Origin of the sequence: Cellvibrio sp. KY-GH-1, from assembly GCF_008806975.1 — a bacterium.
In the GTDB taxonomy this organism is placed as follows: domain Bacteria; phylum Pseudomonadota; class Gammaproteobacteria; order Pseudomonadales; family Cellvibrionaceae; genus Cellvibrio.
In genome coordinates this window covers 228595-248295 of the sequence record NZ_CP031728.1, presented here as the reverse complement: position 1 = coordinate 248295, position 19701 = coordinate 228595, and the positions used below count along the sequence as shown (strand labels likewise).

At 51.7% G+C, this 19701-nt stretch carries 9 protein-coding genes; all 9 read left to right on the top strand.

What is annotated here, in order from left to right; genetic code table 11:
- The first annotated feature begins 16 nt into the window (after nt 1–16).
- Nucleotides 17–3403, top strand: coding sequence for a DUF1592 domain-containing protein (locus D0C16_RS00945; protein WP_151030601.1), 3387 nt, complete (start codon nt 17–19; stop codon nt 3401–3403).
- A gap of 46 nt (nt 3404–3449) precedes the next feature.
- Nucleotides 3450–4661: a DUF1552 domain-containing protein gene (locus tag D0C16_RS00940; protein WP_151030600.1), complete on the top strand. Its 1212-nt coding sequence runs from the start codon at nt 3450–3452 to the stop codon at nt 4659–4661.
- A gap of 256 nt (nt 4662–4917) precedes the next feature.
- Complete coding sequence (locus tag D0C16_RS00935) at nt 4918–5463, top strand: cytochrome b (RefSeq protein WP_151030599.1); 546 nt, start codon at nt 4918–4920, stop codon at nt 5461–5463.
- A gap of 495 nt (nt 5464–5958) precedes the next feature.
- The gene (locus D0C16_RS00930; RefSeq protein ID WP_151030598.1) at nt 5959–6567 is read left to right on the top strand and encodes a DUF2214 family protein; all 609 of its coding nucleotides are present in this window, start codon (nt 5959–5961) and stop codon (nt 6565–6567) included.
- Between the two features lie 171 nt (nt 6568–6738).
- Nucleotides 6739–8655, top strand: a complete 1917-nt coding sequence (locus D0C16_RS24290; RefSeq protein WP_225318853.1) for a cellulose binding domain-containing protein — start codon at nt 6739–6741, stop codon at nt 8653–8655.
- Nucleotides 8656–8682: 27 nt separating this feature from the next.
- Nucleotides 8683–12150 carry a DUF1592 domain-containing protein gene (locus D0C16_RS00915; protein ID WP_151030597.1) on the top strand — a complete coding sequence of 1156 codons (3468 nt, stop codon included), beginning with the start codon at nt 8683–8685 and terminating at the stop codon, nt 12148–12150.
- Between the two features lie 112 nt (nt 12151–12262).
- Complete coding sequence (locus tag D0C16_RS00910) at nt 12263–13573, top strand: DUF1552 domain-containing protein (protein ID WP_151030596.1); 1311 nt, start codon at nt 12263–12265, stop codon at nt 13571–13573.
- A 730-nt stretch (nt 13574–14303) separates the two neighbouring features.
- Nucleotides 14304–16178, top strand: coding sequence for a cellulose binding domain-containing protein (locus D0C16_RS00905; RefSeq protein ID WP_151030595.1), 1875 nt, complete (start codon nt 14304–14306; stop codon nt 16176–16178).
- Nucleotides 16179–16199: 21 nt separating this feature from the next.
- Entirely contained in the window at nt 16200–19700 is a 3501-nt protein-coding gene (locus D0C16_RS00900) for a DUF1592 domain-containing protein (RefSeq protein WP_151030594.1), read from the top strand.
- Nucleotide 19701 lies beyond the last annotated feature (1 nt).

Below are 19701 nucleotides of genomic sequence, written 5' to 3'. Positions count from 1 at the left end.
TTAGAGAGAACCTATCATGAAAAAATTATTGAAACTGTCGATGCTCTCCACCAGCGTGGCGCTTGGCATCATGGCTTCCGGCGGTGCTACCGCCCAGGGAGCTTGTAGTGTGGATTTTGCCAGTGTGAATAACTGGGGATCTGGCGCTCAGTACAAAGTGACCTTGACCAACACCGGTGCCGCCAAGACCTCCTGGGAATTGTGCTGGACCTATGCGGGTAATGATGTAATTAACAACCTCTGGGACGGTGTATACACCCAGAGCGGTAAAAACGTGTGCGTGAAGAATGCGCCGTACAACCCGAACCTGGCGGCCAATGGCACTGCCTCTTTCGGTTTCCTGGTGAATAACCCGGGGGCAGCGCCTACCTCATTCACATTGAACGGTGCAGCTTGTGGCGGTTCTGCCAGCAGTACTCCAAGCACCAGCAGTGCCAGCTCTGTTGCCACCAGCCGCAGCTCTACTCCTGCCACCAGCAGCAGTAGCTCAGCGAACAACGGTGTAGCAGCCCGCTGGTTGTTGGACGGCACCAACTCCACCTTCCACTTTGTGACCGTGAAGAAAAACGCCACTACCGGCGCCGAAACACCGGAAAACTTCACCTTCACCCAGTTGCAAGGCACAGTATCTCCGTCTGGACAAGCAACACTGACTATCCCACTGAGCAGCATCAGCACCGGTATCGCACTGCGCGATACCCGTATGCAGGACTACATTTTTGAGTCTGCCTACCTGCCTAACCTGCACTTCACTACCCAGCTTGACCTGGCAGCGATTGAAGCTATGTCTGCTGGTAGCACTGCCATTCAATCAGTGACCGGTAACCTGACGCTGCACGGCATCGTCAAGTCAGTTGTGTTTGATGCGCTGGTTGTGAAAAACAGCAGCGGCAGCGTGTCTTTCTCACCGAAAAAACCAATCGTCATCAACTCTACCGATTTCGATATCAATTACGGTGTTGAATACCTGCGCAATCTCATGAGCCTGGGTACCATCGGCGAGAAAGTACCTGTGTACTTCAAGATGTTCCTGAGCAACAGCAACCCGAGCAATACCCCAGCGATCAGCCTGGCGACTGCACCATCTGCACCGCTGAGCGTAACCGGTACAGCGGTAACTACAGGCGCAAGTCTGAACTGGGCTGATGCCAGCGCGACTGAAACGGGTTTCCTGGTTCGTCGTAAAGGGGCTGATGGTCGTTGGTACACTGCTTCCAAGCTCAATGCTAACAGTGTGAGCTATTTGGACGCTCTGACTGCTTCCGGCAGCTATGACTACAAGCTCATCGCTTTCACTGACAGCGTTCCGGCAGCGGCCACGACTGCGGTTACCGTTACCTTCACCGGTGGCGCATCGGCTTCGTCTGTGAGCAGCACTGGAACTACTACCTCTGCCAGCTCTTCCAGCACCGGCACTACCACTTCGGGCAGCTCTAGCAGTTCAGGCACCCTGGTAGGAAATGCCGCGAATGGCGCAACACTTTGGACACAACGTGGTTGCGTGGGCTGTCACGGTATTGACGGCGCGAAAAACGCGAACGGAACTGCTGTAGCAGTTGCGCTTAATCCAAACCGCACTTTGTATCGCCATAGAAACGATACTCAGGACCGTACCCTCAGAGAGTTCATCGCCAAGTGGATGCCGCCAGGTGAAGAAGGTAGCTGTACTGGTCAGTGCGCCGCCGACTTGGAAGCACATATCCTGACCATGCGTAAACCTAGCGACGGCGTACCAGATGTGCCAGTAAGCAACTTCAGCTGTCCATCCAATGCCCAAAGCTATGGTCAACGTACGCTACGTTTGCTCACCAAAATGGAGTACCAACGCTCCGTGAAAGATCTGGTGGCTTACCAAGCAGACGTTACCGCAACTCTGCCGGATGACTTCACCTCAGGCGTCTTTGTTAACAACAACACCCTGTTCGTCGATAAGGCGCGCTACACCAGTTACCTGGCCAATGCCGAGCGCATTGCAGCTGACGTAGCAACTCGCTGGAATGCAGTCCTCGGTTGTACTCCATCTACTAGTTGTGCCAGCACACTGGTTAACACCCTGGGTCCAAAAGTGTTCCGTCGTCCACTGACTACGGAAGAGCAAACTGCTTATCTGGGCGTTGCCAATGGCACCACCGGTAGCCGTGCAGTCGCTGATGGTATGCAAGTCGCATTGACCGCTATGCTGTCATCTCCACAGTTCCTGTATCGCTCTGAATTGGGCACCTTGTCCAGCACCGGCGTTTACAAACTTGACGGTTATGAAATGGCTACTTACTTGAGCTACACCTTGACCGGTACAACACCTAACGCGACTCTGATGACTGCAGCCGCCAATGGCTCTCTCAACACCGCCGCTGGAGTACGTACACAAGCCGCTGCGCTCTTGTCTTCTCCAAACGCCAAAGTATTGCTGAGTGATTTGGTAAACCGTTGGGTAGGTACTGACAAAGTTGAAACTCTGACCAAAACTGCTATCAGCAACTTTGCAACACTGGGTGCTGACATGAAAAATGAGCTGGGTAAAAACTTCTCAGCGGCCATGCTTGATAGCACCGCCACCTTTGCCGCGATTTACAACCCAAGCTATACCCACGTGAACTCTCGTTTGGCCACTCACTACGGCATTCCATTTAGCGGCACTCAAGACGCCGATGGATTCGTGAAAGTAACTACAGCAGATCGCGGCGGTATCTTGTTGTCCGGTGCCTTCATGTCACGCTACGCCAGCACTACCGATTCAAACATGATCACTCGTGCGGTAGCAATTCGCAGAAAACTGATGTGTCAGGATATTCCTGAGCCACCATCAGGTGTAAGCCTGGACCGCGAAGCCTTGTTCGCACAAGACAAAGCGTTCTACGAAGCACCAACTACTACCCAACACATGATTTTCGACCGCATTACTGCAGGCACCACCTGCTCTAACTGCCATGCTGAAATCATCAACCCATTGGGCGGCGGCTTGGAAAACTTCGATACCGCTGGTCGCGTGCGCACTACCGATCTCAAAGGCAACGCCATTGTGGCAAAAGGCACCTTCTATTCGCCCTATCCACAACTGCAATTCCTGAACGATCCGGATCGCGTACTCTACAAACCAGAGATTCAATTCGACGGAGCCAAAGATTTTGCGCGTACCATAGTTGAGCACCCACAAGTATCCGGCTTGGCCCAAACTTGTATGGCGACTCAATTCTTGAGCTACAGCTCAGGTATTAACTCAATCTTCCTGATCGACTCCGATAGAAACGTTGGCACCAAGCGCATTAGCTTAGACGAAGAAAAGGCGTATCGTTGCGACATCAGCGACCTAACTAACGTACTTTCAACCAGAGGCCCACGCGCAATGCTTGAAGAACTTCCAGCATTGGAAACCGTGATGTTCCGGAAGGAGTGGGCGCGCTAAGGCGCGCTCCTCTTCCCTGCCTTGATAACGAATTGGAGTCATAAAAATGAGATATAAAGATTGCTTCGATAAAGAACGTAGAGATTTTCTTCGTGTGGTAAAACACGCAGGTATTTCTGCTGGTGTTCTGCAGGCATCCAGCCTTATCGGCGGTGTAATGATGGCGCGCGTGGCTGAAGCACAAAGCGGCACACCCACCAAAAGCTGCTTGGTATTTTCTGCTGGCGGATGTACACCTAACCTGTGGTTTCCGGCTAACGGCGGCAGTACCCTTCCCATCCAATCAGCGCCAATGCAAAGTCACTACAGTAAAATGGTGATGATCAAAAATGGATCGCTGAGCGGTGCAGGCCACGGAATCATGTTCCACCGTTTCGATAACGCATCGTTTGGCAAAGACAGCTTTGACATCAACATGGGGCGCACCATTGGTGCTAACTACCCAGTGAAGTGCCTGAACGTCTCCAACGTACCTATTTCAAACCTGAGCCGTGATACCTCCAGGGAAATTCCAGCTACTTCGAGCCCACAAGCAGCATTGGATATATTGTTTAGCGGTGGCACCACCACTACCAGTGGCGTTGCACCACGCAAGTCAATTGTGGATTTACACTACCCAACAATTAACAGCTTGAAAACCAAACTGGGCGCCCACGAGAAAGAGAAGCTGGACAGTCACTTGACGGCGATTCAAGAAATTGAAGCCGCTATTGGGACTGGATCCACCGGCGGTAGCGGTAGCAGTGGCTCCTGCCCCAAACCAGCCAACACTGCTGTTACCGGTTTTGACGCGGTAGGCAAGTTGCAGTGCGATATCGTTGCTTTAGCGCTGAGTTGTAACCTGACTGCGTCGGCATCTATCGCTTTTGGAGACGATGCGCATAACTTCATTTTCGACAAACTGGGTGGCCGCGCGTCACACTCCAGCCACCACTGGAACGCGACGCTCTATAACGAAGATGTAAATTACATGTCGAGCCTGAATGCTTATCTGCTAGACAAGCTGACTGCTGCCGGCCTGATGAGCTCCACTATTTACACCCAAATTTCCGATATGGGTAACGTAGATACTCACGGTAACTCAGATGTCCCAATGATTGTTGCAGGTGCAGGAATTAGCGGTGGGCGTGTAATGGATATCGGCGGCAAAACGCAAGTTGAAATCTATCAAACAATAGGTCTCAAATTACGTGCTGATCAAAGCCCTAATGGCGCTGCATACCGTAACTGGGGTGTCTCTACCATTTCTGGCTTGTAATAGAATTGGTAAACCGCCTGATTTACAGAGTTGGATCCATCTGACTCTGTGCCAGGATGCTAAACCTGATTGTTTATTAAGAGTATCTTTAATAAATAATCAGGTTTTTTTATGGCGCTAAGTAAATATCTTTTCAGTTATCTTAATTTGCGTTCTGCGCTGACAAATTATTCAACGTTATTCATGTAATATTGCCGCGTTAAAAAATTTGCATCCCAACAACTAAAAAAATAACGTGTATCGAGAGGCGTAAAAAATGATAAGAGACACATCTAACGGTTTCGGCATAATTAGTATTCTATTTCATTGGCTTGGTGCCATTTTAACTTTGACGCTATTCGGAGTCGGTTTTTACTTGACCAGCTATGGTTACTACTCCCCCAACGCGTTAAAAATTGCCCATTTTCATTATGCGCTCGGCATTCTGCTATCTAGCCTAATTGTTGTGCGTATTTTATGGCGCCTCTCCAGTAAATCCCCGGCGTCATTAACATCAAGCCTTGTGGCACGGATTTCGATTGCAGCTAGCAAGCTGCTTTTGTACGTACTACTACTAGCAATTGTCGTGAGCGGCTATTTCATTTGCACATCTGAGGGACAATCGATTGACGTATTTGGAATGTTTCAAGTTCCATCCGTTTTACTATTGGAGATAGAGCAACTAAATATCGCAGGACTTAGCCATAAATATCTTTCCTGGATACTTATTGGTGTAGTAGTTGTGCACGCACTCGCAGCCTTGACCCATCATTTTTTTCTGAAGGACCGGACGCTGGTTCGCATGTTCAAACCCACCAAATAGTCCATTTTGTCAGTTTCCCAACAATTCCTTATCACCAGATAAAAACCGGTTTATTTGTGAAAATAAACCGGTTTTTTTGTGACATGCATCTCTCTTCGTATAAGTAATATTAATTTTATTTAATTTTGTGAATTGATCGCGCTGTCAATTTGCTGTAGTGTGGAATCATAAATATAAAAATAGTTTCATATCCAAAAAAGAAACACCTAAGTTATAAGCAACAAGCGCCAAATGGACAATTAAGGCGCCAAAATTATAAAGGCCGTGATAGAACGAGGGAAACAAGTGCACTTAACCAGCAGGTTCAGCACTTTTCTGATTCGCCATCCAGTTGTAATTAAATTTTTGCGCAAGCAGAGGAATCATCACTTTAGGACTTAAAAATTCGTTGTAATTTTTTCGACCTGATCGTATCTGATGATTTTGTTAGCGCAATCATATGTAGCAAAAACCAATAACAACTTGACCACTACAACAACAAAGGCGCGGACAACTATGTTTAAAACCCTGATTGTGTATGCCCATCTCCTGGCCGCTTGCGTGGCTGTTGGCATCCTGTTGATGCAAGACCTGGCCTTGGCCAAAACCAAAGGCGGCGCCCTCTCTTCCAGTGCCGTAAAAGACCTCACCAAGTCCGCCGAAATCATGTTTATCTCCCTGGTTTTGCTGTGGATCTCCGGCCTCGCCCTGGTATTGCTCGGCTATCTCGAAAACCCCCAGCAGTACCTGATGAACGAAAAACTCTGGGCCAAATTCACCGTAGTGTCAGTGCTCACCCTGAACGGTATCGCCCTGCACTACTACAGCTTTCCACGTGTCACCTCACGCCGCGGGCTGCTCGGTCTCCCCACCTTTGAACAAATCCTGGTGGTACTCACCGGTGCATTGTCTACCACGTCCTGGTTATTTGCCTGCTACCTCGGCATCGCCAGACCCTGGAACTACACCGTGGACTTCAGCTTTGTCATGTTTATTTACTCCGGCTTGTTGGTCACCGCCTTTATCGTTGCCGGTGAAGTTCTGCGCGCCATGCGCAAAGCTGAACCCGAACAGCCCCTGATCGCTGAACAGATCCATCTGAACGCCTCCCAAAAGTTTGATTAGCAGTAACACCTGGTGTGTTGACATCAGGACTCCGTTGTTTTGACAGCGCTGTTTTGTCTTAACAACAACCCGTAGAACACTGTTCTACGGCTTGTTTTAACCGTTTTAACAATAACGATTGTTGATGACCGTTGCCGGTGCAAGCCGGTATTTACCTCCGAGGAAGACACTATGAGTAGCTTTAAAGCCTCTGCGATCAACCCTCGTATAGCGGGTGCGCTAACGCGCTCTCTCTATGCGGCCGGGTTCTCCCTGGCTGTATCCACTCTTTCCACTCAGGCCTATGCTGGTTGCCAGTATGTGGTCAATAACCAGTGGAATAATGGATTTGATGCCAAGATAAAAATAACTAACGATGGGACAAGCGCAATCAATGGCTGGAACATTAGCTGGAAATACAATGGCGACAACCGTGTAACATCCAGCTACAACGCCACCCTGAGCGGAACCAACCCTTACACCGCAACCAACCTGAGCTGGAATGGCAACATTGCCGCCGGTCAAAGCGTTGAATTCGGTTTCCAGGGCTCCAAAGGCTCAGCGGCTGCTGAAGTACCGGTGATCACCGGCGCAGTGTGCGGTGGAACCACTACCACTTCTGCTGCGGCCTCCTCGAAAGCGGCCTCTTCAACGGCAGTAACGCCATCATCGGTAGCTGCGAGCAGCACCGCGACCACCTCCTCTGTGAACAACGGTGGCGGCGTACTCTTCTCCGATACCTTCGAGAGCGGCACTGCAAACACCCAACCTGCCGGTTGGCAGAACTTCATCGGCTGGGTGCCTAACAACAGCAACACCGCCTCAGGTTCACAATACGCCCTGGTTGATACCACCAAAGCTTACACCGGTACCAAGTCTGTTCACTTCAAAGGTGGCGCAGCACCGGCGCAACTGGTTCGCGCTCTGCCAGCTGGCACCCAACGTCTCTATACCCGTGCTTACGTGAATATGAGCGTGCCAATGGGTAATGTGGCCGGCGACAACCACGAACACATCTTCGGTATCAAGAAAACCTTCGATGCCAACGATGAAATCCGTGTAGGTCAAATCAAAGGCGTGTTAGGTACCAACCACATCCCAAGCGATAACATCGCGCCCAAGCAAAGCCAATGGTGGAGCGGCCCGCAAATGGCAGCCAATACCTGGTACTGCGTGGAAGTGGATTACCTGGCTGACCAAGCCTATGACACCCTGAAAATGCGTGTGAATGGCACTGAAGTACACTCAATCACTTCAGCATCTGATTGGAACAACGGCGCTCTGGCCGCTGACTGGATGAGCGACAAGTTCAACTACGTCATGTTCGGTTTCCACAGCTTCAGCAGCCGTACCGCTGACGTATGGATGGACGATATCGTAGTGTCTACCCAGCCAATCGGTTGTGGTACCACTCCACCACCAGCCAGCAGCAGCTCTGTAGCATCCGTAGCGCCAAGCTCTTCCAGCAAGTCCAGCAGCTCGGTAGCACCAAGCTCTTCCAGCGTGGCTATGACCAGCAGTTCAGTACCTTCTTCTTCGGTAGCACCAAGCTCCAGCAGCCGTTCCAGCTCTTCTGCTGCAACCACTGCCGCCTGGACCCTGAACACTACCGATTCTTACCTGAACTTCGTCACCACCAAAAACACCCACAACGTGGAAGTGCATAACTTCACCAGTATCAGTGGCGATATCAGTGCAGCTGGCGTAGCCACCCTGACCATCGACCTGAACACAGTGAACACCGGTGTAGCACTGCGCGATCAACGCATGAAAGATATGTTGTTTGAAACAGCGACCTACCCAACCGCGACTGTCACCGTGACTGTTCCAGCCACCTTGATCAGCGGTCTGGCCGTTGGCCAATCAGCGGCGACCGATATCACTGCCAGCCTCAACCTGCACGGTGTGAGCGGAACCATCACCACCAAGGTCTCCGTCCAAAAACTGTCCAACTCACGCATCCTTGTGCAAACCCTGGCACCGGTGCTGACCAAAGCAGAAACCTACAACATGACTGCCGGTGTGGAAGCGCTGCGTGCAGCGGTGGCTATCGCCTCCATCAGTGCCGCGGTTCCTGTGGACTTTGCGCTCGTCTTTGACGCCCGTTAATTGGATGAAGCTTAGAGAGAACCTATCATGAAAAAATTATTGAAACTGTCGATGCTCTCCACCAGCGTGGCGCTTGGCATCATGGCTTCCGGCGGTGCTACCGCCCAGGGAGCTTGTAGTGTGGATTTTGCCAGTGTGAATAACTGGGGATCTGGCGCTCAGTACAAAGTGACCTTGACCAACACCGGTGCCGCCAAGACCTCCTGGGAATTGTGCTGGACCTATGCTGGTAATGATGTGATTAACAACCTCTGGGACGGTGTATACACCCAGAGCGGTAAAAACGTGTGCGTGAAGAATGCGCCGTACAACCCGAACCTGGCGGCCAATGGCACTGCCTCTTTCGGTTTCCTGGTGAATAACCCGGGGGCAGCGCCTACCTCATTCACATTGAACGGTGCAGCTTGTGGCGGTTCTGCCAGCAGTACTCCAAGCACCAGCAGTGCCAGCTCTGTTCCATCGAGCGCAAGCAGCAGCTCAGTAAATAATGCCCAGGCTGCACGTTGGTTGTTGGATACGACCAACTCTACCTTCCACTTTGTGTCCGTGAAGAAAAGCACTGCGGGCGTGGAAACGCCGGAGAATTTTACCTTTAGCACCCTCCAAGGTACGGTTTCGGCGAGCGGTCAAGCAACTCTGACTATCCCGCTGTCTAGCATTAACACTGCCAACGCTACCCGCGATCCACGCATGCAAAATCTGCTGTTTGAATCTGCCTACCTGCCAAGCATGCACTTTACTACCCAGCTGGACTTGGCTGCGATCGAAGCTATGGGTGTAGGTACCACGGCAATACAATCCGTAACCGGCAACCTCACCCTGCATGGTATTGCCAAATCCGTAGTGTTTGATGCACTGGTTGTAAAAAACAGCAGCGGCAGCGTGTCTTTCTCGCCTAAAAAGCCAATCGTAATCAATTCAGCGGATTTTGATCTGAATGCGGGTATCGAATCCCTGCGCTCTATCGCCGGCTTGAGTACTATCGGCGAGAAAGTACCTGTGTACTTCAAGATGTTCCTGAGCAACAGCAACCCAAGCAACACTCCTGCTATCACGCTGGCGACCGCACCTACTGCACCCGTTAGCTTGACCGGTACCGTAAACGCCACTGGTGCCGCAAGTCTGAACTGGGCTGACACCAGCGCAACCGAAACCGGTTTCCTGTTACGTCGTAAAGGCGCTGACGGTCGTTGGGTAACTGCAGCAAACACCGCGGCGAATAGCGTTAGCTACCTGGACAGCCTGACCACTGCCGGCAGCTATGACTACAAAGTCATCAGCTACACCGATAGTATTCCTGCCGCGGCTACAGCTCCGTTGACACTGGTATATAGCGTTAACACCACCAGCTCTGGTAGTTCGACCTCCGCCACATCAAGCGTTGCCAGCAGTGCCGCATTTACCGGTGTTGCAGCGACTGGTGCCACTATTTTCACCGGCTCTGGTGGTTGTAATGGCTGCCACAAAGACAACAACGGCGATGGTCTCTTCGGTGACGGCGCGATTACTTTCAACGTGAACGCCTTCACCTACCAAACCATGAGCAAGTACGCAGGCAAAGGTTATACCGGTACTTCGGCGCTGGATTTGTCGGTCTTTATTAAAGACAACATGCTTGGTCACTGCACTAACAATGCTTGTCAGGACGTTGCGGCATACCTCTGGTCCCTGCGCGGCCAAACCATTGCCAGCAGCAGTTCTTCTGTCGCCAGCTCAGTCTCTTCCAGCTCAGTTAGCAGTATCTGCGTAGGTGACTCGTGTGCACCAACTTACGCCGATCGCTCTCTGCGCATCCTGAGCAAGAACGAATACATCAACAGCGTTCTTGATCTGACCGGTGTGGATCTGAAAACCACCCTGGATGCGGCAACTCTGGCGTCTATCCCGGCGGACATTTTGGTGAATGGTTTCACTAACAATACCCGTGCAACTATCACCGAAAACAGTGCTCGCGCTTATGAAGCTCTGGCCACCAAAATCGCCACTGCCTCTGCGGCGAAAAGCTTCGCAGGTGTAGCAACCTGTTCAGGTACTGTTGCCGCTTGCGGCGATACCTTTGTGGCTGACTTCGCTAAACGTGCTTTCCGTCGTCCATTGACCACCGAAGAGAAGACCAACTATGCAACCTTCTTCTCCTCTAGCCTCGGCGTAACCACTACCAGTGATGCGTTGAAGCTGGCTCTGCGTGCGGTACTGACTTCTCCTCAATTCCTGTACCGCAGTGAAATGGGTGTGAAAGTCGCTGATCTTCGCGCCGGCACTGTAGATACCACTGCCAACATCACTATCAACGATGTTCCAGCAGCTGACCGCACATCTCTGCCCGACACTGCTTATGTACTGACTCCGTACGAGATGGCTTCATTCCTGGCCTTCACCTACACCGGCAGTACACCAGATGCTACCTTGCTGGCCGCAGCTGATAGCAAGTCGCTGTGGACCAAAGCGCAAATTGAAGCGCAAATTACCCGTTTGCTGGGAACTACCAAAGCTCGCAGTCACTTCGGTAATTTCGCCGTGCAATGGCTGGATGCAGAAGGTCTGCAATACGATGCGCGCGATCCTGCTCGCTATCCGACTTACACCACCGATGTGCAAAAAGCCATGCTGGAAGAAGCACGCGCAATCTATAACGACGTAATTCTGGACGGCGCCGCATTCAGCAATCTGTACACCAGCTCTTACACTTTCGCTAACTCTGCTCTGGCAAGCTTCTATGGCTTGAGCACCAGCGGACTGGGAACCAGCGTAAGCAAAGTGACTACAACCAATCGCGGTGGTTTGATTGCCTCGGGTGCATTTATGGCACGCAACGCTCACTTCGCCAAAACGGCGCCAATCCTTCGTGCGGTTCGTACCCGTCGCTCATTCCTGTGTCACGACGTACCTAACCCACCTACCGGTGTAGCGCTGGACCAACTGCGTGCTGACCAAGCCGCTGCGTTTGAAGCGTTGAAAACCAGCCAGGGTGGATTCGCAACCGCTCGCCAGGAATATCACTTCCTGACCAGTGTAAGCCCATGTACCAACTGTCACTTGAAGATGATCAACCCACTGGGCTTCGGCTTCGAAGACTTCAGTCCGATTGGCTTGCCACGCACTCGCGATGACAACAATCTGTCGGTTGCCTTCCAGGACGACGACGGCACCCTTTACGGTGTAAACAGTGTGGATGACGGCAAGTCACTCACCTTCGCCGGCACCAAAGACCTGGGCGCTAAACTGGTTGCTTCAACAGATGGCTTCGCACAACTGCGCGCGTGTTTCATTGAAAACAACTACCGCATGGCATTCGGTACCGGTGTGAACTACTTTGATCGCAATCTGACTGGCAGCGACGACAAGCCAATTCCATTGCCTGCTGCGCAACAGCAAGCAAACTCTGTAGAAGTTGCCGCGCTGATCCAGCAAATGGCTGCTAACAGCAATAGCCCGAAAGTCATGTTGCAAAACTTGGGTAGCTTGAAGTCAGTACGTTACCGTAAAGACTTCTAATTACCGGCAAACCTAAAAAAATCCGGGTGGGGCCAGCCCCACCCTTTAAAAAATTTTCTTCCCAATCAATCGTCAGCGGATTCGCTGGCAAGGGATAAAAAGGGTTTTAACTATGAATGACTTCAAAAAAATGGCTGATGAACATCGCCGCAATTTTTTAAAGTTTGTTGCCAAAACCGGTATTTCCATACCAGCGCTCCAGGCATCAACCTTGGCCATGGGCGTGTTATCCAGTCGCTTCGCGGAAGCGCAAACGGCAACTAACAAAGTTAAGCGCGTTATTTTTGTGTACATCCCGGGCGGTACTCCAGGCCACGCCACCGCAACCTTCACGCCAACCGGTTCGGCCGGCTCACTGGTGATGAAAGCTTGCTCACAACCAATGGATACCCACAAAAACAACTGCATTTTCATTAGCAATGCTGCAATCGTTTCTGGCACTACTCCAGCGGGCGGTCACGGTCTAACCTTCCGCGTACTGGGCGCCTTCAACGGCAACGGGACTACCGTGGACAACGTATTGGCGCAATCGACCATTGGTGCTGCATCGCGCTTCGGTTCATTGCGTTTAGGCGTTATTTCCAACGGCGCTGATGGTGCTACCCTGGACTGCTCGATTTCTTCCGTAAATACCTGGACTCAATCCACTTACGTTAGTAACCCACGCACCGTGTTCAACAGTCTGTTTACCGGCGGCGCCAGCACTGGCTCAACTGCCCAGCAACAACAGATGAAAATTTACGATGTAAACCTGGCGGCGCTGAACAAGATTCGCAACCAGCTTTCGGTAGAAGAACAATTGCGCGTGGATCAAAACATTGCAGCAATTCAGAAACTTAAAAACGATCTGACCAACTCCACCACTACCACAACCGGTGCGTGTACCAATCCGGCGTGGGACAACTACGGCGCAACCGACGCTGATCCAATGCTGGGTGCTCACTTCACCCAACTGTTTGACCAGCAGGCACGCAACGCTGCTCTGGCTTTGGCTTGTAACCTGACCAAAGTGGTGAGCATTCAAATGGGTACAGATGGCGGAAACTTCGCGGCGACTGGCTTCACCGACACTTACCACGGTTCAATCCACGTGGGTCAGGATGCGCCTTTTATCGCGCAACGCGCTTACCTGCAAGGTCGTGTCGCCAGCTTGATCAACATCCTGAAAACTACCCCGGATGAGACCGGAGCACCACTGTTCAATTCAACCTTGATTGTTCAATTGAGCGATATGGGTAACGGACAAGTTCACCTGGGCGAGGATGCACCTTTGATGTTAGCGAGTGGCAGCAGTTCGTTCCGCGGCGGACGCGTGGTGGCGGGTAGTATGCACACCCAACTGTTGGACAACGCTGCAGAAGCGATTGGTTTGACTGGTTACACCCCTTACTCAGGCGGATCTGTATCCACTGTGTGGGCATAACCACCGGGTAAAACGTTATCAACACATTATTGCAGCGCCTTCGGGCGCTGTTTTTTTTAACACATTGTTGATCACCAGGTTTTTCACAGATGAGCCGAAATCGGCATGGATGATAAATTCAGCAGCAACAATTGATAATTTTTGTTAACCGATTTAACGACATTTCCTCTCTTATTCCCCCCCTTTTTCCACTCTAACCCGCACCAAACAAGACTTTCAGATCATTTCTCCTCAGGTTTTCAATTGTTAATAAACCTTAATAGTTCCCAACCATCCCTCCGTTAAAAAATTGCTCAATATCTGACTGTGCACTAGATTTGGCATCGACCCAAATAAGATTGCGCAATCATTTAAAAACTTAGCCATCGCTGAACAACATAAACACTGAAGGCAAACCTATTTCTTGATGTCAATTTATTAGATTTTAGCGCCAATTAGCACCATTTTAAAAACAATAACAAGATTTTATGATGTAGGAAAAAGCTCCTCACAAAGTGCAAAATCCAACTCAAAAAATAGAAATTAAAAGCCGTAAAAGATATTCAAAAAAATAATTTGTTAACGCAATCACACTTATAAACGAAAAAACATAACGATAAAAATGCCCCCACCCTTGAAGACGACCTTGGCTTTTGGCGCTCATGTGCCGTTTCGGGATTAGGGAAAGTCGCTGTAACCGTGTTTGTTAAGACCCTAAAGCATTTCAACACAACCCAGGAGGAAGAAACCTATGAGCCACTTTGCAGCCATAGTGAAACCACCTCGCCCATTGGGACGGTTTTGCCGTCCACTTTGGGCGGCTGGTGTTTCACTCGCTATTACCGCACTCACACCCCAGGCATTCGCTGCCTGCCAGTATGTCGTGAACGATCAATGGGGAGGAGGGTTTACCGCCACCATTAAAGTCACCAACTCTGGTACGGCCCCCGTCTCTGGCTGGAATATCAACTGGCGCTACAACGGCGCGGACCGAATTACCAGTAGCTGGAACGTGACCATGTCTGGCAGCAATCCCTATACCGCCAGTAACGTCGGCTGGAATGGCAACCTGCAACCCAACCAAACGGTAGAGTTCGGCGTGCAAGGCAGTAAAGGGAGTGCGCCGGCAGAATTAGCGGTAATCAGTGGCGCGATTTGCGATGGTTCCGCATCCTCATCACCCACATCTTCCGCACCAGCATCCTCTCGTTCCAGCACCGTAACGAGTAGCTCGAACAGTTCCGCTCCTACGGTGATGGGATGCGGCAACAACACACTCTTTTGCCTGGACTTTGAAAACACTGCCCCAGGGACAATTCCCTCTGGCTTTACTCAAGAAGGTAATGGCATTGCGGTAGTTCAGGGGCAAGAAGCTCGCAGCGGAAATCGCTCGGTGAAGTTCACCAGCACCAACGCGAGTAACTACGGCTATTTCAAAAAGAACAGCGTCTCCGGTACTCACTGGGGTCGGCTCTATTACAAGATGAAAACGCCAGTACCAAATATCAACACCTGGCTCCACGGGACATTCGTGACTTCACGTGGCAACAACGCCGAATTTCGTTTTGTGGACACGGTGCAGGAAGCCAGTGGAAAGCATCAATACATCTACAACGTAGAACCAGGCGATGTGTCCCTGCAGGGCGCTTACGCCTATAACTTCGATAGCAGCTGGGTGTGCACCGAGTGGTACGTAAACCATCAAACCCAAACCTATCGCTTTTTCCGCAATGGCGAAGAACTCTTCTTCACCAACGGCGGCAGAACGACTGGCGCCACCAACCTCCCCGGCTTTGCCGCGGTTCCGGCCAGCCTCGACTGGTTGGGCTTCGGTTTCAGAAGTTACCAACAAAGTGGCGGCATTGAAGGTTGGATTGATGACGTAGCTGTGGGTGGCGACCGTATTGGCTGTAACACCCCTCAGCCGAGTTCCAGCAGCGCTCCATCGAGCAGTGCGCCGTCCAGTAGTCTGGTTAGCTCTTCCTCTACCAGTAGAGGTGTATCGAGTAGCAGCTTGCCCTCCACTTCGGCAAGCTCCATGCCCAGCAGTTCATCAGCAACATCCACCAGCAGTGCGGCCAGCGCGTCATCCCTGCCACAAGCCAGTACTTGGAGCCTGAACCCGAGCGCGTCTTATCTCAACTTCGTGACAACCAAAAATACCCACGTGATTGAAGCGCACAGTTTTGGCGAAATCTCCGGAGCTATCAGCGATGGTGGCATAGCCACATTAACCATCAACCTGAGCAGTGTTAACACTGGTATTGCCCTGCGCGATCAACGCATGCGCGATCTGTTATTCGAAGTAGTTAGTTTCCCCAATGCAACCGTCACTCTCGCGGTGCCTAACGGCTTGCTCACCAATCTCGCGGTCGGTAGCACAAGCGAAATTGATGTAACTGCCACCTTGAATTTGCATGGCGTCGACCAACCGCTTGCCACTCGCGTCTCCGTGCAAAAACTGACGAACAATCGCGTGCTGGTACAGAACCTCACACCAGTGTTGGTAAGTGCTGCGGACTACGATCTCAGCAACGGAGTGGAAGCACTGCGCGCCGCCGTGGCTATTGCCTCGATCAGCAAGGCAGTTCCAGTGGATTTCACTCTCGTCTTTGACGCCCGTTAATTGGCCAGGAGAGCAACGACTATGAAACGATTCTTATCCAAATCGCTGTTTCCCGCCGGCTTGGTAGCACTGGGCTTATTTGCGTCCAGTGCTCCAACAGCCCAGGCGAATTGCAGCGTCAATTACAAGATTACTAACAGCTGGGGTAATGGCGGCCAGGCCGATGTCACCCTCACCAATCTCGGCAGCGCGAAAACCAGTTGGGAACTTTGCTGGACATTTAACGGCAATGAAGCCATCAATAATTTGTGGAACGGAACGCGCACCCAAAACGGAAAAAGTGTTTGTGTCAAAAGCGCCAGTTACAACGGCAATTTAGCCACGAATGGCAGCGCCAATTTCGGTTTTACCCACAACAATGCTCCGGGCGCTATCCCCACCAACTTCACCTTGAATGACGCAGTCTGCGGCGGTAGCACTAGCAGTCAGCCGATGACCAGCAGTAGCCGCAGCAGTGCCAGCAGCCAACCGACAACCTCCAGCTCAAGCAGCGTACCGCCTGGATCGAGCCGCAGCAGTATCAGTAGCCAGAGCAGCGCGAGTAGTAGCAGCGCTCCGGCAGTTACTGCGCGCTGGTTGATCAACGAAACCAAGTCTTTGCTGAACTTTGTCTCGGTAAAAAATACGGATGTCGCCGAGGCATTCACCTTCACGCAATTGCAAGGCACCGTCGCTGCGAATGGACAAGCAACCTTAACGATTCCGCTAGGAAGCATTTCTACCGGCATCGATTTGCGCAACACCCGCATGAAGCAGATGTTATTTGAAACAGACATACTGCCAAGTATGCACTTCACCACCACCTTGGATCTGGCTGCAATCGACGCTATGCCAGTAGGCGGTATCAGCAATCAAGTGCTCACCGGAAACCTGGTGCTGCACGGGATATCCAAAGCAATTTCCTTTGATGCCTTAATGATCAAACATGCAGCGAACAGCGTCAGCGTGTCGCCACGCAAACCCATTTTGATCAACAGTACCGACTATGATCTGAATGCCGGTATCGAGGCGTTGCGGATGGCGGTGGGTGCATCATCGATTGGAGAGCGTGTGCCTGTGTATTTCAAAATGTTCCTCACAAGGGATAACCCGGGCAACCTGCCAGCCATTCGTCTGGCTCAGGCACCTTCGGCCCCCATTAGCCTGATGGGAACTATGAACAATACAACTGCCTCCGCCAGCCTGACCTGGACTGACACCAGCGCTACGGAAAGTGGATTCCTGATTCGCCGCAACGACATCAATAACCGCTGGGTAACGGTGGGCAAGGTGTCGGCCAATATCGCCTATTTCACCAATGGAGTGGAAAATGCCGCAGGCGCAGCGGACTTTAAGAGCGTGACCTATAAGGTAATCGGTTATACAGACAGCATTCCGTCCGAGGCATCTAACTCCTTAGGCCTTACCTATACCTATCAGTTCGGAAGCACATCCTCATCGTCGTCGGTTAGCTCCAGAAGTGCGTCTTCTTCGTCAGCTCCGATGCTGATGGGTGATGCAGCACGGGGCAAAACACTGTGGGAAAGCCCGGCAGTTGGCTGCTTGTTCTGTCACGCAGTCAATGCTGATGGCACTGCAGGTAGCAGCCTAAGCAAAATTGACCCGCGCAACCTGCGCTTTACCACGTCGGCCAATATCGTTAAGTACATCGAAGACAATATGCCGAAAAGCGACCCCGCTGCTTGCGTAGGTCAATGTGCCGCTGACACTGCTGCCTACTTCTTGTCTCTGAAACCTGCGATGAGCTCGTCTTCCAGTAGCAGAAGCGCTTCGTCAGTCAGCTCCAGCGTTATCAGTAATCTGACCGGGGAACAACTCTACACCCAGAAAGGCTGTGCCAACTGTCACGGCGCGCGCGGGGACAACCCAATGCGCCCTATTGTGGTCGACCGCTGGACCCGTAACTCGCTGATCACAAAAATCGACTCCAGCATGCCGCTCAACGATCCAAGCAGTTGCGTAGGCGATTGTGCAACCAAAATCGCCGACTACATTCTCACCTGGAAACCGCCTGTCGTTTGTACCACCGGGGAAGACATACTGCCGCGTCGCTTGCGTCTGCTGACCAATCGCGAATATGCCAATACGATTAACGATCTACTGGGCGTCACCACCGGAGCAACAGTCGCGGCCACCTTGGAGCCTGACACCAAAGTAAAAGGCTTTGATAACGTCAACGCCAAGAAAATCAACAGTAGTGGCATGGACACCTATTGGAATGCAGCAAAGAACCTCGCAACCAATGTCAGTCTCACCAGTTTGATGAGCTGTAGCACGTCAACACCGCGCGACCAGTGTGCATCAACATTTGTACCTGCCTTCGGTAAACGTGCATTCCGTCGCCCACTCACCAGTGCAGAGCAAACCTCCTACAACAACTTGTTCCGTCTGGGTGCTAGCAATGACGCGGGTGCGCGCTTGGTCATTCAAGCAATGCTCGCCTCGCCCAACTTCCTGTATCGCTCGGAAATTGGATCAACATTCAGCGGCACCGGCAGTTTGACCCAATACGAAACAGCATCTCTTCTGGCATACACTTTCACCGGCTCCATGCCCGATGCCACCTTGTTCACCGAGGCTGACAACAATCGCCTAAACACACCAGCACAGTTGCGCACCCAAGCGGAACGCCTCCTGGGAACCGCTAAAGCAAGCACGCAATTCGCCTACTTTGGACAGCAATGGTTGCATGTAGATGATCTAGCGGCTCTGCAGCGCGACAAAACGTTGTACCCGCAGTTCACTACTGCAATTGGCGCGGCCATGAAAACCGAGCTGGATAGTTTCCTGACCGAAATATTCCTCAAACCCGGTTACAAAATTGCGGATGTGTTTAACCCTGGCTTCAGCTTCCTTAACGGCCCATTGGCTAGCTACTACGGCATTGCCGGTGTCAGTGGCGACCAATTCCAAAAGGTAGCGACTAACGCGCAACGTGGCGGTGTACTGCACTTGGGTGCGATTACCGCCACACTCGCAACCCAGAAAGAGTCTCATCCGATCCACCGCGGTTTGCTGGTTCGCCGCAACCTGCTCTGCCAGGAATTTGCACCGCCGCCGCCCAACGTAGGCGAAGTGGAACCGCTTGATCCAAACAAGCCGACACGCCAACGCTTCGCAGCCCATACCAGCAATACCAATTGCCAGTCTTGTCACCAGTACATCGACAATATCGGCTTCGGGTTTGAAAACTATGACGCTGTGGGCCGTTTCCGCACCCTGGAAGGCAACAACATCCCTGTGGATGCCAGCGGCAGCATTTCCGGCTTGGCAGTAATGACCGAAACGGACAGCTACAACTTCACCGATTTGCGTGGCCTCTCAACAGTATTGGCCAGCTCCGGTGCCCAGGCAGCATCCAAGTGTGTGACTCAACAGTACCAACGTTTTGCGACCGGCGTTTCCGACCCCAATCAGTGTTCGGTTGATGCGAGCTACTCGCGCTGGCAGGGCAAGTCCACTGACCTGCGCGATATGATGCTCGAAACCGTTACCTCACCTAGCTACCTGAATCGCAAATAGG

Coding starts and splice junctions, on each gene's coding strand:
- D0C16_RS00945 (WP_151030601.1), top strand. CDS start 17: ATGAAAAAATTATTGAAACTGTCGATGCTCTCCACCAGCGTGGCGCTT.
- D0C16_RS00940 (WP_151030600.1), top strand. CDS start 3,450: ATGAGATATAAAGATTGCTTCGATAAAGAACGTAGAGATTTTCTTCGT.
- D0C16_RS00935 (WP_151030599.1), top strand. CDS start 4,918: ATGATAAGAGACACATCTAACGGTTTCGGCATAATTAGTATTCTATTT.
- D0C16_RS00930 (WP_151030598.1), top strand. CDS start 5,959: ATGTTTAAAACCCTGATTGTGTATGCCCATCTCCTGGCCGCTTGCGTG.
- D0C16_RS24290 (WP_225318853.1), top strand. CDS start 6,739: ATGAGTAGCTTTAAAGCCTCTGCGATCAACCCTCGTATAGCGGGTGCG.
- D0C16_RS00915 (WP_151030597.1), top strand. CDS start 8,683: ATGAAAAAATTATTGAAACTGTCGATGCTCTCCACCAGCGTGGCGCTT.
- D0C16_RS00910 (WP_151030596.1), top strand. CDS start 12,263: ATGAATGACTTCAAAAAAATGGCTGATGAACATCGCCGCAATTTTTTA.
- D0C16_RS00905 (WP_151030595.1), top strand. CDS start 14,304: ATGAGCCACTTTGCAGCCATAGTGAAACCACCTCGCCCATTGGGACGG.
- D0C16_RS00900 (WP_151030594.1), top strand. CDS start 16,200: ATGAAACGATTCTTATCCAAATCGCTGTTTCCCGCCGGCTTGGTAGCA.